Source organism: Sphingobium xenophagum (assembly GCF_031457465.1).
GTDB lineage: Bacteria > Pseudomonadota > Alphaproteobacteria > Sphingomonadales > Sphingomonadaceae > Sphingobium > Sphingobium xenophagum_A.
Genome location: NZ_JAVDWV010000009.1, coordinates 191,518 through 208,267, shown reverse-complemented (window position 1 = coordinate 208,267; position 16,750 = coordinate 191,518). Strand labels below are relative to the sequence as shown.

The window sequence follows — 16,750 nt, the reverse complement described above, 5'->3', positions numbered from 1 at the left end:
GGCGTGCCGACCGCGATGAAGATCGCGTCCGCGCCCTTGACGCCGGCCGCAAGGTCCGTGGTGAAGGTCAGGCGGCCCGCCTCGGCATTATTGCCGACGAGCTGATCGAGGCCCGGCTCGAAAATCGGCATCCGCCCCGCTTCGATCGCCGCAATCTTGCCCGCATCCTTGTCAACGCAGACCACATCATGGCCGAAATCCGCAAAACAGGCCCCTGACACAAGGCCCACATAACCCGTGCCGATCATCGTGATTTTCATGAGATAGTCAGGCTCCGTATAGAATTGGATTCATCGAATGTCGGTCTAGCATAGTCTTTCGATATTACAATTCGCCGCATTGCAGCAATGAGGCAAGCATAGCGTTTAGCCCCTATACACCTTTATCTGTCAGGGGGTGGCAAAGGTCATTGCGCAAGGGATGAAAGATGAAAGTCGCCATGGTGTTCGGGACTCGTCCCGAAGCGATCAAGATGTTCCCGGTTGTTCATGCGCTGCGCGGTTGCGCGGGCGTCGAGACGCGCGTCATCGTCACCGCGCAGCATCGCGGCTTGCTGGATCAGGTGCTGGCGATAGCCGGTATCGTGCCGGACATTGATCTCGACGTGATGGTGCCGAACCAGACGTTGGATGGGCTGACTGCCAAGCTGATCGTTGAACTCGGCAAGGCCTTCGACATCGAACAACCTGATCGGATCGTCGTGCATGGCGATACGCTGACGACGATGGTTGCCAGCCTTGCCGCTTATTATCGCAAAATCCCGGTGGCGCATGTCGAAGCGGGGCTGCGCAGTGGCGACATATATCATCCCTGGCCAGAGGAAGTGAATCGCCGGGTGGTCGCCTGCATTGCGGACATGAATTTCGCGCCCACACAGGCTGCCGCCAATGCGTTGTTGGCGGAGAACCGGGATGCCCCAACGATATATGTCACCGGAAATACAGTGATCGACGCGCTGTTGGCCACGCGCGAACGGGTGCTGGATGACCCGTCGCTGGCAAATGGCCTGGATGACTTGTCCGCGCGCTTTGCGGGAAAGCGGATCATCGCCGTCACCAGCCACAGGCGCGAGAATTTTGGCGGCGGAATGGAGGCGATCGCCCGGTCGATCGCGGATATTGCGGCCCGGCCGGATGTCGCGATCATTTTCCCGGTGCATCCCAACCCGCATGTCCGGCCGGTCATGGATGCGGTGCTGGGCGATCTGGCCAATGTCGCCATGATCGAGCCGCTCGACTATCCGCATTTCGTGCGTTTGCTCGATATGTGCCACCTCGTGCTGACGGATAGTGGTGGCGTGCAGGAGGAAGCGCCTTCACTGGGCAAGCCGGTGCTCGTCATGCGGGAAACCACAGAGCGGCCGGAGGGGGTGGATGCCGGAACGGCAAAGCTCGTCGGCGCGGATCGGGACCGCATTGTTCAGGAAGTACTGGCGCTGCTGGACGATCAACAGGCCTATGATGCCATGGCGCGAGCCCATAACCCGTTTGGCGATGGCAAGGCAGCCGAGCGAATTGCCCAGGTCATAGCAGGCACTAAATAGCGCCTATCATTACCGAAATCTTCAGTATTTCGGGGCAGAAGGTCGGCCAATATCTTGCCGTAAAAGGATTGCCGCTCCATGCCCGTCGACACCAAGCAAAAGGTTTCCGTTATCGGTCTTGGGTATATCGGCCTGCCAACCGCCGCGCTGATCGCGCGCGGAGGATGTCAGGTGGTTGGCGTGGACGTGTCTGCCCATGTGGTGGAGACGGTCAATTCGGGCCGCGTGCATATCGAGGAAGTCGATCTTGACGGGCTGGTGCAGGGCGTCGTCGCGCGTGGCAATCTACGCGCTTCGCTGACCGTTGAGGAAAGCGACGTTTTCATCATCGCGGTGCCAACCCCGGTATCGGAGGATCATGCACCCGACATCAGCTATGTCCTGCAAGCGGCCCGCACCATCGCGCCCGTGTTGAAGGGGGGGGACTCTGTTATTCTGGAGTCCACATCCCCGGTCGGAACGACGGAGGCGATGCGCGACGTAATCGGCACCATGCGCCCCGATCTGAAAATGCCTGGCACTGGTGTTCAGGGCGATATCGCCATTGCCTATTGTCCTGAGCGGGTTCTGCCCGGCCGCATACTGGTCGAACTGATTGATAATGACCGCTGCATCGGCGGCATCACCCCCCGCTGCGCCCGCAAGGCGCTGGGCTTTTATCGGCAATTTGTGCGCGGCGCGTGCATTACGACGACGGCGCGCGCGGCGGAAATGGTGAAGCTTGTCGAAAACAGCTTTCGTGACGTCAATATCGCCTTCGCCAATGAATTGTCGGTGATCGCTGAAAATATGGACATTGATGTCTGGGAAGTCATTCGTCTCGCCAACCGCCACCCGCGCGTCAATATCCTGTCGCCCGGCCCCGGCGTAGGGGGCCATTGCATCGCCGTTGACCCTTGGTTCATCGTCCATGGCGACCCGGACAATGCGCGGATCATCCGCACCGCACGCGAAGTCAATGACAGCAAGACCGATCATGTGGTGGCCAAGGCATCCGATATGATTGATGCTTTTGCGCATGAAAATGTCGCCTGCCTCGGCCTCGCATTCAAAGCCAATATCGACGATTTCCGCGAAAGCCCGGCCGTCAAGGTCGCAGCACGGCTCGCGCGTCGCTATGGTCGTCGCATCAAGCTGGTCGAACCCTATGCCCAGGCATTGCCGATGGAGTTCGCCGGAACCGGCGCTGAATTGATGGATCTCGATACGGCCCTGGAACAATGCGGCATATTCATCATTCTTGTCGATCATGACATGTTCAAATCGGTTCCCGTGGACGAACGCGCCGACAAGGCGGTGTATGACACGCGCGGCATGTGGCCCGATCAGCCGCGCCGGATCGCTGACCCTGTGCCGGGCCGTCTCGCGCTCTAAGCATCGGGGTGGACTTTCGATCCGTCCCGCCTTTGGTTGCCATGTCCCTGTTGCCTCGCTAACCCCCGGTTTCAATTGGGGCAGGGCGGGATGGAAGCGCGGATGAAGCGCCACGACAGCATTATACGCGCGATCATGACGCTGACGGCCTGCGGCGTAGTCGGCGCGTGCGCGACCGTGGAGGATGCGCCGCGCGGCGATGCCGCTTATGCGCTGGTACCGCCTGCGCCCGCGGTCGGCATGGATCATCGCATTGCGCCGGACGATGTGCTGCGCATTCAGGTCTATCATGAGCCGGGCCTGTCGCTGGAGGATGCCCAGGTAAACGCCAGCGGCATGGTGCGAATGCCGCTCATCGGCGATGTGCCGGTGGCCGGTCTTTCTGCCGGGGAAGCCGCCGATGTCATCGCCGGACGGCTGGGTGAGCGATATCTGGTATCGCCGCAGGTCACATTGTTCGTGAAGAAGGCCGTCGGCCGCCGCGTAACGCTGGATGGAGAAGTGCGCGAACCGGGGCTCTACCCTGTCGAGGGGCGGTTGACGTTGAGCCAGGCCGTCGCGCTGGGCAAGGGGCCAAGCCGACTCGCCAACCTGTCGCAAGTGGTCGTCGTGCGGCAGGTCGAAGGCCAGCGGCTTGCGGCCATGTTTGATTTGGGTGCGATCCGCAAGGGCGAAGCGCTCGATCCAGAAATCCTGCCCGGCGACAATGTCATCATTGGGCTGTCGCGGGCCAAGGCGATTATCGGCGGCGGCCTCATCGCGATTCCTGCGTTGGCGACCGGCTTTATTGCGCTGGATGGCAATTGATGATGACGCCGATATTGAGCGAACGCGATCTCGACGCGGCACCGGGGCAGAGCTGGGCAACGCGCCTCACGGCGCGGGCGCGCAGGGGATGGCTGGTGCTGCGACGCCATCGCGTGATCCTGTTCGTCACCATGGCGCTGTGTCTGCTGGCAGGCGTCATCTTCATCCTGATGTCGACCCCGGATTACCGTGCGACTGCTTCGGTCGAAGTGGACGATATACCCGCGGGTGCGGCTGGAGCAGTCAGCACGCCGCGTACCGGCTCGAACAATATTGAAGCGTTGATGCAGACCCAGTTGGAAGTGTTGCGTAGCCGTGCGCTTGGAGAAGCAGTGGCAAAGGATCTGGCGCTCGTCGGAACGCCAAGCTTCCTGCGCGCCATGGGAGCAAAGCAAGCAACTGGCGTCGCGGGCCGTGGGAATCAGCGTCAGGTCGAATTGGACAGGGTTGTGGCTCTGTTGCGCGATAATTTGGAAGTGGATTTGCCGGGCAAGTCGCGCGTGTTGCGGATCAGCTTCGTCAGCCCCGATCCCGGTCTGTCCGCGCGCGTTGCCAACAGCTATGCGGACAGCCTGATCCGCGCGGACCTCAAGCGGGGTTTCGAATCCGGTGTTCAGGCTCGGCGTTTCCTATTGGGTGAACTCGATGGCGCGCGGCGTGATCTGGCGCGGGCGGAGCGCGAACTTGCGGTTTATGCAGGTCGGGAGGGAACGGAAACAGGCGCCGATGCGCTGCCGTCCGACGGCTCGATCGCCACCCGACTGGCGCAGCTTAACGCATTTCGCGCCCAAGCGCTGGCCGATCGCATCGCAGCGCAAAAAGCGTGGGAAAGTGCGCGGCGCGCCAGTGCCGAAACCTTGCCCGAAGTGCTCGACAATGGTGCGATGCAGACATTGATGACAGAGCGTGCGCAAGCCCGCGCCGCGCTGATGGAGCAGCGGCAGTTTCGTAAGGACGCCCACCCTGAAATGCGGGAGGCGCGCGCCCGTCTGGCGGCGCTCGACGATCAGGCACAGGACATGGCGAATCGCATCCGTGCGTCGCTTAAAGAACGCTATGATGTCGCGGTCCACGGCGAAACCCAGCTTGCGGCGGAAATCGCCAATCTCGAACGACAGGCCCAGACGGCGCAGGGGCGCGACGTGCAATTGGGCATTTATAAGCGTTCCGTCGATACCTATCGGATGCTGCATGACAGCCTGCTCCAGCGTTATCGCGATATGGCGTCTCAGGCAGGCTTTCAGGCCGGACGCATCCAGCCGCTCGATCGCGCCGCCGTTCCGACCGAACCCTTTTCGCCGCGCATTGGCCTGACATTGCTGCTGGCCTCCATTGGCGGCGTGTTGCTGGGACTGTTGCTGGTCGCCGCGCGGCACATATTCGATGATGCCGTCACCTCCGCTGATACGCTGGCCGAGCGGGTGGGATTGCCTCTGCTGGGGGCCGTTCCCGTCACGGGTGACAATCCCCAGCCACCTGAAATTTTTGCGCCGATCGCTGCCTCACTCCTGCTGGCATCGGCGGCCGGATTGCCGCGCTCCATCCTGGTCACCAGCGCGCAGGAAGGGGAGGGCAAGTCGCTTACGCTTCACGCATTGGCGCTGGCTTTGGGACGGATGGGCAAGCGCGTGCTGGTGATTGATGGCGACATGCGTCGTCCAGTGCAGCATAGCCTGTTCCGTCAGGTGCCGGTGCGCGGTATCAGCGAGGTGCTGACCGGACAGACCAGCGCCGCAGAAGCAATCATGGATAGTGGCGTGCCGGGCGTGTTTCTCCTGCCCTGTGGCGCGGTGCCACCCAATCCCGCCGAATTGCTGGCGACATCGGCGCTCGATTCGCTGCTCGATGCCGTGCGCGATGAGTATGACACGGTGCTGATCGACGCTCCCCCGATCCTGGGCCTGGGTGACACGCCGCTGCTGGCTGCGCGGGTGCAGACAAGCCTGCTCGTGGTCGAATGGGGTCGCAATCATCATGGTGGCCTGCGCGCGGCGGTCGAACAGCTAAGGCAGGCGGGCGGCACGCTGATCGGCGCGATCCTGACCAAGCAGCAGGGCCGCGCGATGGAATATGATTATCACCGGGGTGGGTAGCGTTCTCCCACATCCGTTCGGCCTGAGCTTGTCGAAGGCCCTTACTGCTCAATAAAAAAGCGCCGTCCCGATGGGAGGCGCTTTTCTTTATGCCGCAGCGTGACGAACAGGTCAGGCCCGCGCCATCAACCCTTCGACCAGGCCATCGAACAGCCGCTTGCCGTCGGTCGCGCCATGGGCAGGTTCGATGACCCGTTCTGGATGCGGCATCATACCCAGCACATTGCCCTTGTCATTCAATATGCCAGCGATGTTCCGGGCAGAGCCGTTGACGGTTTCGGCGTAGCGAAAGGCGATCCGGCCTTCGCCTTCCAGTCGATCGAGCGTCGCCTCATCCGCGAAATAATTGCCGTCATGATGGGCCACGGGATAGCTGATGCGCTCACCCGCGGCATAGCGGCTGGTGAAGGCGCTCTGTGCATTCTCAACGGTCAGAGCGACGTCGCGGCACACGAAATGTCCACCGGCATTGCGCAGCAGCGCGCCGGGCAGGAGGCCGCTTTCGGTCAGCACCTGAAACCCGTTACAGATGCCCAGAACGAACGTGCCGCGATCGGCCGCCTGCGCGACAGCCTGCATGACCGGCGAACGCGCTGCCATCGCGCCAGAGCGCAGATAATCGCCATAGGAAAAGCCGCCGGGAACGCCGATGAGGTCGATATCGTCGGGCAATTCCGTATCGCGATGCCATACCATGACTGGCTTGGCACCCGTTGCCGCCTCGAACGCCACCGCCAGGTCGCGGTCGCAATTGCTGCCGGGAAAGACGATGACCGCGCTCTTCATGGCTCAGGCGACCTTTTCGATGCGGTAATTTTCGATCACCGTATTGGCCAGCAGCTTGCGGCACATGGCGTCGATATCCTCGTCGCTGGTGCCGTCGGCCAGGTCGAGTTCGATCAGCTTGCCAGCGCGCACGTCATTGACGCCGTCGAACCCCAGCCCTTCGAGCGCATGATGGATCGCACGGCCCTGCGGATCGAGCACACCGCCCTTGAGGGTGACGAAGATACGGGCTTTCATGAAGGGCGAACTCCTTGGGATCGACTTTGCGGTCCCCTAGTCCCGGTACAGCGGGGAGGCAAGCCATTATCCCAGCTTGGCGGTGAAGGTTGCCGCCCGGCTGCGACGGGAAAAGCCTTGTTGCAAGATACGGCATTTTGCCTAAGCGACGGGCATGAACCCCGATTATCTCTATTATGGCTGTGCGATCGTCGCGGTCTTTGTGGCTGGGCTTGCGAAGGGCGGTTTCGCCGGCGTTGGCGCGCTGGCCATGCCGATCATGGCTTTGGGCGTCGATCCGGTCCGTGGTGCCGCAATCCTGCTACCCATCCTCATCCTGCAGGATGCGGTGAGCGTCTGGGTCTATCGGCGCACCTGGGACGGATCAATCCTCAAGGTCATGTTGCCCGGGGCAGCGGTCGGCATCGGTATGGGCTGGCTCTTTGCGGCGCAAGTATCCGAAACCGCTGTGCTAGGCGTTTTGGGTGCGATTTCCATTTTGTTCGGCTTGCAGCGTTTGTGGGTGGAACGGGGCAATGCCGTATTGCTGCCATCGGATTCGCCGGGCTGGATCGGATTTCTATTTGGCATCGCCAGTGGTTTCACCAGCCAGATCGCTCATGCCGGGTCGCCACCGTTCCAGATGTGGGTGCTGCCCAAGCGGCTGCCGCGCGATATGCTGGTCGGGACCACCGCCTTGGCCTTCGCTGCTATGAACTGGATGAAGATGCCCGCCTATGCCGCGCTGGGACAATTCACGCGTGCGAACCTGATGGCGACGGCGTTCCTCGTGCCCGTCGCGGTCGTCTCGACGCTCGCCGGGGTGGCGTTGGTGCGGCGGGTCGATCCGGCGCGCTTCTACACGCTCATCTATGGATTGATGGTCTTGCTGGGCATCAAGCTGGTGCTTGACGCCCTGATGGCGTGACCACCCATCCGTTCGTTTCGAGCATAGTCGAGAAACGTCGGCGCAACGCTTCCCGCTTCCCGACTATGCTCGCAGCGAACGGCAGAAGAAAGCTGAAGCTCAGCCTTCTTCCTTCTCGCGCTTCTTGCGATGGGTGTCGAGGTCGAGGACGGTGGTGTCCAGCCCTTCGGGCAGCAGGCCCAGGCGACGCGCGACTTCCTGATAGGCTTCGACTTCGCCACCCAGGTCGCGACGGAAGCGATCCTTGTCCAGCTTCTCGTTGGTAACCATGTCCCACAGGCGGCAGCCATCCGGGCTGATCTCGTCGGCCAGGATGACGCGGCTATAATCGCCGTCATACAAGCGACCGAACTCCAACTTGAAGTCCACCAGACGGATGCCGATGCCAGCGAACAGCCCGCACATGAAGTCGTTGATGCGGATCGCCATGTCGGCAATATCATGCATCTCTTCCTGCGTCGCCCAACCGAAGCAGGCGATATGTTCTTCGGAGATCAGCGGGTCACCCAGCGCATCGTCCTTGTAGCAATATTCGATCAGCGTGCGGGGCAGTTGCGTGCCTTCCTCGATCCCCAGCTTCTTGCTGAGCGATCCGGCGGCGACATTGCGCACCACAACTTCGATCGGCACGATTTCGACCTGACGCACCAACTGCTCGCGCATGTTGAGGCGACGGATGAAGTGGGTCGGCACACCGATCTGGCCGAGCAGGGTGAAGATATGTTCGGAAATCCGGTTGTTCAGCACGCCCTTGCCGGAGATCGTACCCTTTTTCTGGGCGTTGAAAGCGGTGGCATCATCCTTGAAATATTGGATGATCGTGCCGGGCTCAGGGCCTTCATAAAGGATCTTTGCCTTGCCTTCGTAAATCTGGCGGCGACGGGCCATGCGCGTTCCTGTCTGGTCAAAAATACTGCGCCCCGACAATCGCGAATCGATAAGGATCAGCGGGTGCCGGGGCTGCTTGGGCCTCGCCCATAGAGCAAAGCATACGAACGCGCAATTAGGCGGCGTTACTGGCCTGGTGCGCAGGGCTCGCTGAACGGGGCGATCAGCCCGCGACCGGCTCCGGGGCGACGCGCGCCGTATTTCGATCGACCGCCATCAATCGCTCGGTGAAGGACTGGCGCCACCAACTAATATCCTGCTGCTCCACACTGTCCATCATCGCCCGCCAGCGCCGTTTGCGCTCGTCCAGCGGCATGGCGAGCGCCCGATTGATCGCGTCGGACATTTCTTCCGGGCTATAGGGGTTGATGAGCAGCGCGTCCTTGAGCTGCAACGCCGCCCCCGCAAAGCGCGAGAGGATCAGCACGCCCGGATCTTCCGGATCCTGCGCTGCGACATATTCCTTGGCAACCAGGTTCATGCCATCGCGCAGCGGCGTCACCAGCCCGATCTTCGCGGCGCGATAGATGCCCGCCAGCTTGTCGCGCGGATAGCCCTGATTGACGTAGCGGATCGGCGTCCAGTCCACATCACTATATTCGCCGTTAAGCCGCCCGGCGAGCGAATCGAGGGTGGCGCGAATCTGCTGGTAACTCTCCACGTCGCCGCGCGAAGGCGGCGCGACCTGGGTCAGCAGCACCTTCCGATGATGTTCGGGATGGTCCTTGAGGAAGCGGGCATAGCCGTTGAAACGCTCTTCCAGCCCCTTGCTATAGTCCAGCCGATCGACACCGACGATCATTGCGCGATCCTGCAGCGACGCGCGTAGCCGATCGCCCATGTCGCGTGCGGCTTTGCTGTCGGCGGCTTCGGCAAATTCTTTGGCATTGATCCCGATCGGGCAGGCCACCGCCTGGATGGTGCGATCGCCTACCGTGACGAAATCGCCCTCGACCCGGCCACCCATTTCCTTCTCGACATAATGACGGAAGGATTCGAGCCATTCCTCGGTATGGAAACCCACCACGTCATAAGCGAACAGACTGGATACCAGCTTGCTATGATGCGGCAGGGATACCAGCAGGCGCGTCGGCGGCCAGGGAATGTGGAGAAAGAACCCCATCCGATTGCGATGACCGCGATCACGCAGCATCTGCCCTAGCGGGATCATGTGATAATCATGAACCCAGATAATGTCTTCGGGTTCGATCAGCGGGGCCGCGGTGTCGGCAAACCGCTGGTTGACGCGATTATAGCCCCCTTCGAAATCACGCGCATATTCGGCCAGGTCGATGCGAAAGTGAAAGAGCGGCCACAGCGTCTTGTTCGCATAGCCGTTATAATATTCGTCGATATCCTGTTCTTCCAGGTCGATCGTCGCGGTCTTGACCCCGTCATCCTCGGCGAACCCGATATGCCCCGTGAAATGATCGGTCACTTCCCCCGACCAGCCGATCCAGGTGCCCCGGCTCTCGCGCAACGCCTCGGCGAGCGCGACCGCGAGGCCGCCCTGATTGCCGGCCTTGGACGGGCGCGACACGCGGTTGGAAATGACTATCAGGCGGCTCATCGCATCATGCTCCACGGTTTGCTCAGCAGGACGGCGCAGTTGATGATGCCGACCAACGAGTAGGTCTGGGGATAGTTGCCCCATAATTCCCCGGTCACAGGGTCGATATCCTCCGACAGCAGCCCGGCGGCAGTACGCCGGGTCAACATCTCCTCGAACAGGGTGCGGGCCTCTTCCTGTCGTCCGCTGCGATGCAGCGCTTCGATCAACCAGAAGGTGCAGACATTAAACGCCGTGACAGGTTCGCCGAAATCATCCGGCGCGCTGTACCGCAGCATATTGTTGCCCCGGCGCAGGTCCGCCTCCAGCGCGGCAAGCGTACCTTGGAACATCGGATCGTCCGCTGTCAGGAACCGCAGATCGAGCAGTTGGAGCAAGGATGCGTCGCGCGAATCGTCCTCGAAATTGGCGGAGATGGCGTTGCTTTCGCTGCGCCATGCGGCGTCGAGAATATGGGCTTTCATCGTCTCGGCGCGATTTTGCCAAAGGCCTGCGCGCTCCGACAGACCAAGCGCGGTGGCGGCATGGGCCAGCCGATCACATGCTGCCCAGCACATTACGGCGCTATAGCTGTGGACATGCGCGCGCGTGCGCAGCTCCCATAAGCCGGCGTCGGGCTTGTCATAGACCGCCCAGGCGCGTTCACCCACGGCTTCCAGCGCCTCGAAATCGGCATGGCCCGCCATGCGGAGCAGGCGCTGGTCGATGAAGCCCTGCACCGAGGACAGCACGATCTGGCCATAGGCGTCATGCTGGACCTGTTCATAGGCCGCATTGCCAACGCGCACCGGCCCCATGCCGCGATAGCCGGGCAGGCTCTCGGCCTCCCACTCGGTCAATGTCGCATTGCCGCGCACGTCATAGAGCGGCTGGATATGCCCGCCCTTCGCGTCATCGACGATGTTACGCAGATAGACGAGATAGCTTTCCAGCACATCGAGCGCGCCAAGCCGGTTCAGCGCCTCGACCGTGTAATAGGCGTCGCGCACCCAGCAATAACGATAGTCCCAGTTCCGGCCGCTATCGGCATGTTCGGGGATAGAGGTGGTCAGCGCGGCGACGATTGCGCCGGTTTCCTCATGCTGGCACAGCTTGAGGGTGATGGCGGAGCGAATGACCGCCTCCTGCCATTCGGGCGGGATGGCGAGGCCACGGACCCAGAGCCGCCATTCCTCGATCGTATCTTCCAGCATCCGCTCGATCGCTGGGCGCAGCGCGTCGGAAAATCCCTCATCCGGCCCCATGAAGAAATGCATGTCCTGTTCCAGCCGGAACCAGCTTTCCTGCGCGATAAGGCCGATGGGCGCATTGGTCGAAACCCGCATCGCCATATAGGACAGGACCATGCGGATATGGTTGGAGCCGTAATTGATCGGCACGGGTTCGGCGTTCCAGTTGGTGGTCGGACGCAGCCGCACGCGAATGCGGGGGCTTCCCGCTACCGGACGAACGATCCTGATGAACGCCACCGGGCGATACATTCGCCCCTTATGCTTGTGGCGCGGGCAGAAATCGAAAATCTCGATCGCATTGCCCTGCGCATCGGCCTGACGCGTGACCAGGATGGGGGTGTTGCGCAGATAGGATTGCTCGACCGAAACGCAATCTTCCAGTTCGATCGCCCAAAAGCCGCGCGCTTGCGGATCGTCCCAATCCTTGTCGTCGAGCAGCGCGGAAAACACCGGGTCGCCATCGACGCGGGGCACGCAGCCCCAGACCATCCGGCCCTTCCGGTCGATCAGGGCAGACGCCTGACAATTGCCGATCGGCCAGAGATCGAGCGAACGCGCCGCTCCGGCCATGAATGGGTCGCTGGAATTTAGGATCGGTCTGCCCCTTTGCTGTCTGTTCGCACGGGACAGGCCCGATCAGTCAGACCGGGCAGCCCCCTCGGCGAGATAATGCCTGACATCGGCAACCTGTTCCAGCGAGAAGGCGGCTAATGTGTGGCGCGGCGGCCCGACAAGTATGCCCGTGCCCCCATGATCAACCGCAGCGGCAAAGCCTTCCTCGTCGGTCACATCGTCGCCGATGAAGACGGGTCTACCACCTTTCATCGGGGCTTCGCGCATCAATTGTGTGACCGCGCTCCCTTTGTCGGCTCCGCCGGGCCGCAGTTCGAACAGCATCTTGCCCCGCTGGACGGACAAGCCATGCTCTTTCGCCAAGGCATCAGCCAGATCGCCCGCCGCCTGCTGCCAATCAGGCGCGCCGCGAAAATGCAAGCCGACGCTGATCGACTTGCGCTCCACCAGCACGCCGGGCTTGTCTTCGGCGAAACTATGGAACGCCTCCTCCACCGCGTCGATGGCTGCCAGGCGTGGTGGAGCTTCGGCCGCTTCACCGGGACGGGCAAATTCAAGCCCGTGCGTGCCTGCCAGCAGGAAGTCACCAAATCCCAATTCCCGAAGCGTTTCGATCGAACGGCCGCTGACGATCGCGAGTCGCCCTTCCAGGGTCGACCGCAAGCGGTTCAACAAAGGAAGGAGATCATCGCCCAGGACAACGCCGTCCGGTGTATCCGCAATGGGCGCGAGCGTTCCGTCGAAATCGAGAAACAGTGCAGCATCGGACAGCAGCGAGATCGGAGGCGGGGGGAGTTTGATGATCAGCACCGGCGCAAAATGGCGTCTGCCCCCAAAACCGCAAGTCTTGTTTTATGCAAAATGCGGGATTTCGGTCGCCCCCTGAGGAAAGCCTCCTGCTCACGCGAAAGGCAATAATAATTGTAAAACGGGTCAAAGTCTGAAATTATCTTGATCCAGGTAAAGAATGAAATGACGTTGGAGCCTCATGATCGTCGATAAAACTGACAGAACGACAAATATCGGGGGTGATGCCGTTCAACCCAAGCTGGTACTGCATGCAGGGCCCGGTAAAACAGGAACGAGCGCCATCCAAAAGTGGCTGACAGATAACAAAGATCTTTTGAAAAATGACGGATATGATTATCCTGAACCGTCAGTGCCGGGAACATTTGCTGGCAATGCCAGTGAACTAATTCAAATTTTGCTGGCACCCCCTGATGTGTCTGATGTCGATATGGCACCGGAACTGGACAAGATATTGGCGTCCTATCGCAACGATCTGGCCCAAAGCCGTTGCAGCACGCTGATCCTGTCCAACGAACTATTCTCATCGGTCAACAGAAACAGGCTTCACCTGTTAAAAGAACGGATTGCGCCATTATTTGCGCTCGACGTCATTCTCGTCGTTCGTGAGCCTTATGGATGGCTGTGGTCTGCATGGGGGCAATGCGTCAAACGATTGGGAGAGGCTGATCCGTTCATTCCATTTCTGGAACGCGCCGTTGGTTTCTACGAACAAGCCTATGCGACAGTGCTGGATATATTCGATCCGGTAACACTCATTCCCTATAGTCGCGACGCCTTGCTGTTCGACATGGCAAAGGCAATGGGTCTTGATCCCGTTCTTTACCAGACGGAAGCGGCCTCGGTACAAACTATCAATCGGTCGATGACCGCCGATGAGCTTGAAATTCTGCGCCGCATTAACAGGATCAATGGGAATCCCAGCATCAGCCAACGAATTTCGGACTATTTGATCGAGCAATCTCCTGATGCGGTAACCGAAATGGTGATTGATCCAGGCGCTATAGCGTTGATACAAAAGTGTTGCGGGCCCGTGTTGACGCGATTGAGGAAATCCATACCGAATCTCGATATGCCACGTGCGGGCACTATATCCGATGAGAACGAGAGGCCGATTGTAATCGGACTAGATGCGATGGAATATATTGCCACGGTCATTCAATCCGATGACAGTGTGCGCCATCATTTGGTTCGATTGCATCAAATGTTGTCTTCGGAAATTCCGCAATCAAACTATGATGATCTCATACCTCCCGATTTTGACCCAGTTATTTATTTGCTTCTCAATCAAGACGTGCTTAACGCAGGTGTCGATCCAACGGAGCATTTCATATCATATGGCAAAGCCCATGGTCGCCCTTATAAGCGGCCGCGCCGCGCTAAGGCACCGTCACATCTGTCTGATAACGGGCCGGACATCATGCCGGAAGTGACCGAAAAGCCGCCAGCCTTTGGCAGGGAGCGCGTTATTTCGCTGCCGGAGCGGTGGAACGAGGTCATGCAACATTTTGCGCGACGCTGATCGTAACGCGAACAGCAATCCCCGTTTGCCAAGCGGCGCAGCCCTGCTATTCCCGCCGCGATGACCGATTTTCGTGATCCCTTCGACAGTATCAAAGACCATCCGTTCGACGCGGCGCTGTCGCAGCGTTATCTTGTTTATGCATTGTCCACGATCACGGCGCGATCTCTGCCTGATTTGCGCGACGGCTTGAAGCCGGTTCATCGTCGACTACTTTGGGCGATGCGATTGCTGAAGATGGAACCGGGCGGCGCATCGCCCGACATATTGGTGGCCAATCCGGCGCGTAATACGACCAGTTATAAGAAATGCGCCCGCGTCGTCGGCGACGTCATCGGCAAATATCACCCGCATGGCGACTCGTCGGTCTATGACGCCATGGTGCGGCTGGCGCAGGATTTTTCGCTGCGCACGCCGCTGGTCGATGGGCAGGGCAATTTCGGCAATATCGACGGCGATCATGCCGCCGCCATGCGCTATACCGAAGCGCGCCTGACCCAGGCCGCCGCCGATCTGATGGCGGGGCTGGACGAAGGCACGGTCGATTATCGCGCCACCTATAATGGCGAGGATGAAGAGCCGGAGGTTTTCCCCGGCCTGTTCCCCAATCTGCTCGCCAATGGCGCCAGCGGCATTGCGGTCGGCATGGCGACCAGCATCCCGCCGCATAATGTCAGTGAGCTGATCGATGCCGCCAATCTGCTGATCGATAACCCCGACACCGATCATGCGACATTGATGCAGGTCGTCACCGGACCGGACTTCCCGACCGGCGGCGTACTTGTCGATAATAGCGCGATGATTTCGGAAGCCTATGCGACGGGTCGTGGCGGTTTCCGCACGCGGGCGCGCTGGCATAAGGAAGAGGGCGGGCGCGGCACCTGGGTCGTGATCGTCACCGAAATTCCCTATCAGGTGCAGAAATCCAAGCTGATCGAGCAGATCGCCACGCTCATCAACGATCGCAAGCTACCGATCCTGGCCGACGTGCGCGACGAGAGCGACACCGAAATCCGCATCGTCATCGAACCGCGCGCCCGCACCGTCGATCCGCAGATGCTGATGGACAGCCTGTTCCGCCTAACCGACCTGGAAAATCGCTTCCCGCTCAATCTCAACGTGCTGGATGCCACCCATACGCCGCGCGTCATGGGGCTGAAAGCGGTGCTGGTCGAATGGCTCAAGCATCAGATCGAGGTGCTGGTCCGGCGCGCCCAGCATCGACTGGAAAAGATCGCCGCCCGGCTCGATCTGCTCGATGGCTATATCATCGCCTATCTCAACCTCGACCGGGTGATCGCCATCATCCGCACCGAGGATGAGCCGAAGCCGGTGATGATGGCCGAGTTTGCGCTTAATGACCGGCAGGCCGAAGCCATCCTCAACATGCGGCTGCGCAGCCTGCGCAAGCTGGAGGAGATGGAACTGCGGCGCGAACATGCCGAGTTGGTCAAGGAAAAGGACGAGTTGGAGAAGCTGGTCGGCGACACCGGCCTGCAGCGCAAACGCCTGAAACGCGACCTGGCGGCGTTGCGCAAGCGCTATGGGCCGGAGACGGACCTGGGTCGCCGCCGCACGCTGGTCGAGGAAGCCGCCCCGGCCCGCGAAATCCCGCTCGAAGCGATGATCGAGCGCGAGCCGATCACGGTGATCCTGTCCGAACGCGGCTGGATTCGCGCGATGAGTGGTCATCGCGATCTGGCGGCGGCCGATACGCTCAAGTTCAAGGAAGGCGACGGTCCGCATTATGCGTTCCACGCCTATACGACCGACAAGCTGCTGCTGGCGACCAGCACGGGCCGCATCTACACGCTGGGGTCCGACAAGTTGCCTGGTGGCCGCGGTTTTGGCGATCCGGTGCGCTCTCTGGTCGATATGGACAATGAGGGCACGATCGTCGCCTTCATGCCCGCCCGGACCAGCAAGGAATTGTTGCTCGCCTCTTCCGATGGGCGCGGCTTCATCGCGCCGGTCAGCGACATCATCGCGGAAACGCGCAAGGGCAAGCAGGTTGTGAATATTCGCGGAGACGCAAAACTGGCGGTGGTCCACCCCATTGCTCCGCAAGCGGACAGCGTTGCGGTCATAGGTGAGAACCGCAAATTGCTGGTCTTCGCGCTGGACGAGATGCCGAAAATGGCGCGGGGGCAGGGTGTTCAGTTGCAGCGCTATCGCGATGGTGGCCTGTCCGATGTCATCGCCTTCCGCCTGGCCGATGGATTGAGTTGGACGATGGGCGGCGAAAGTGGCCGCACACGCACCGAATCGGACATGACCCCCTGGAAAGTGGCGCGTGGCGCGGCCGGACGAATGCCGCCGACCGGGTTTCCCCGCGACAATCGCTTTTAATGTCTGATTTTTACAAAGAGGGATCGGACGTTTCCTGAAAATTTACCGGTTGCCGATATCGC

The 16,750-nt window shown here is 60.7% G+C and carries 13 protein-coding genes and 1 pseudogene; 7 read left to right on the top strand and 7 right to left on the bottom strand.

Going from position 1 to position 16,750, the window contains the following annotated elements; genetic code table 11:
* Window positions 1-260, bottom strand: a pseudogene (locus tag J2W40_RS11500) (UDP-glucose 6-dehydrogenase); the annotation flags it as partial.
* Between the two features lie 167 nt (window positions 261-427).
* On the opposite strand from J2W40_RS11500, the gene wecB reads away from it, so the two are divergent.
* The 4 genes from wecB to J2W40_RS11480 all read left to right on the top strand — a co-directional run bounded on the left by wecB (window position 428) and on the right by J2W40_RS11480 (window position 5,817).
* Window positions 428-1,543, top strand: a complete 1,116-nt coding sequence (gene wecB / locus J2W40_RS11495; RefSeq protein WP_310224824.1) for a non-hydrolyzing UDP-N-acetylglucosamine 2-epimerase — start codon at window positions 428-430, stop codon at window positions 1,541-1,543.
* 78 nt (window positions 1,544-1,621) lie between these two features.
* The gene (wecC, locus tag J2W40_RS11490; RefSeq protein WP_310224822.1) at window positions 1,622-2,917 is read left to right on the top strand and encodes a UDP-N-acetyl-D-mannosamine dehydrogenase; all 1,296 of its coding nucleotides are present in this window, start codon (window positions 1,622-1,624) and stop codon (window positions 2,915-2,917) included.
* Window positions 2,918-3,019: 102 nt separating this feature from the next.
* Window positions 3,020-3,724 carry a polysaccharide biosynthesis/export family protein gene (locus J2W40_RS11485; RefSeq protein WP_310224820.1) on the top strand — a complete coding sequence of 235 codons (705 nt, stop codon included), beginning with the start codon at window positions 3,020-3,022 and terminating at the stop codon, window positions 3,722-3,724.
* 2 nt (window positions 3,725-3,726) lie between these two features.
* Window positions 3,727-5,817: a GumC family protein gene (locus tag J2W40_RS11480; protein WP_409050367.1), complete on the top strand. Its 2,091-nt coding sequence runs from the start codon at window positions 3,727-3,729 to the stop codon at window positions 5,815-5,817.
* A gap of 111 nt (window positions 5,818-5,928) precedes the next feature.
* On the opposite strand, the gene purQ is transcribed toward J2W40_RS11480, so the two are convergent.
* Window positions 5,929-6,603: a phosphoribosylformylglycinamidine synthase subunit PurQ gene (gene purQ / locus J2W40_RS11475; RefSeq protein WP_310224816.1), complete on the bottom strand. Its 675-nt coding sequence runs from the start codon at window positions 6,601-6,603 to the stop codon at window positions 5,929-5,931.
* A gap of 3 nt (window positions 6,604-6,606) precedes the next feature.
* The gene (gene purS / locus J2W40_RS11470) at window positions 6,607-6,840 is read right to left on the bottom strand and encodes a phosphoribosylformylglycinamidine synthase subunit PurS (protein WP_006959918.1); all 234 of its coding nucleotides are present in this window, start codon (window positions 6,838-6,840) and stop codon (window positions 6,607-6,609) included.
* A 154-nt stretch (window positions 6,841-6,994) separates the two neighbouring features.
* On the opposite strand from purS, the gene J2W40_RS11465 reads away from it, so the two are divergent.
* Window positions 6,995-7,747: a sulfite exporter TauE/SafE family protein gene (locus tag J2W40_RS11465; protein WP_310224813.1), complete on the top strand. Its 753-nt coding sequence runs from the start codon at window positions 6,995-6,997 to the stop codon at window positions 7,745-7,747.
* 99 nt (window positions 7,748-7,846) lie between these two features.
* On the opposite strand, the gene purC is transcribed toward J2W40_RS11465, so the two are convergent.
* From purC to otsB, 4 genes are all read right to left on the bottom strand, one after another.
* The gene (gene purC / locus J2W40_RS11460; RefSeq protein ID WP_037477075.1) at window positions 7,847-8,635 is read right to left on the bottom strand and encodes a phosphoribosylaminoimidazolesuccinocarboxamide synthase; all 789 of its coding nucleotides are present in this window, start codon (window positions 8,633-8,635) and stop codon (window positions 7,847-7,849) included.
* 163 nt (window positions 8,636-8,798) lie between these two features.
* Window positions 8,799-10,205 (bottom strand): alpha,alpha-trehalose-phosphate synthase (UDP-forming), encoded by a 1,407-nt coding sequence (gene otsA, locus J2W40_RS11455; protein ID WP_310224811.1) that lies wholly within the window; start codon window positions 10,203-10,205, stop codon window positions 8,799-8,801.
* Window positions 10,202-12,007 carry a glycoside hydrolase family 15 protein gene (locus J2W40_RS11450; protein WP_310224809.1) on the bottom strand — a complete coding sequence of 602 codons (1,806 nt, stop codon included), beginning with the start codon at window positions 12,005-12,007 and terminating at the stop codon, window positions 10,202-10,204. Before J2W40_RS11450 ends, otsA begins: the two co-directional genes overlap by 4 nt.
* A gap of 66 nt (window positions 12,008-12,073) precedes the next feature.
* Window positions 12,074-12,820, bottom strand: coding sequence for a trehalose-phosphatase (gene otsB / locus J2W40_RS11445; protein ID WP_310224807.1), 747 nt, complete (start codon window positions 12,818-12,820; stop codon window positions 12,074-12,076).
* 178 nt (window positions 12,821-12,998) lie between these two features.
* Here otsB and J2W40_RS11440 point away from each other — a divergent pair, with 178 nt between their 5' ends.
* A complete protein-coding gene (locus tag J2W40_RS11440; RefSeq protein ID WP_310224805.1) occupies window positions 12,999-14,339 on the top strand; it encodes a hypothetical protein in 1,341 nt (446 codons plus the stop codon).
* A gap of 60 nt (window positions 14,340-14,399) precedes the next feature.
* Complete coding sequence (gene parC, locus J2W40_RS11435; protein ID WP_310224803.1) at window positions 14,400-16,688, top strand: DNA topoisomerase IV subunit A; 2,289 nt, start codon at window positions 14,400-14,402, stop codon at window positions 16,686-16,688.
* Window positions 16,689-16,750 lie beyond the last annotated feature (62 nt).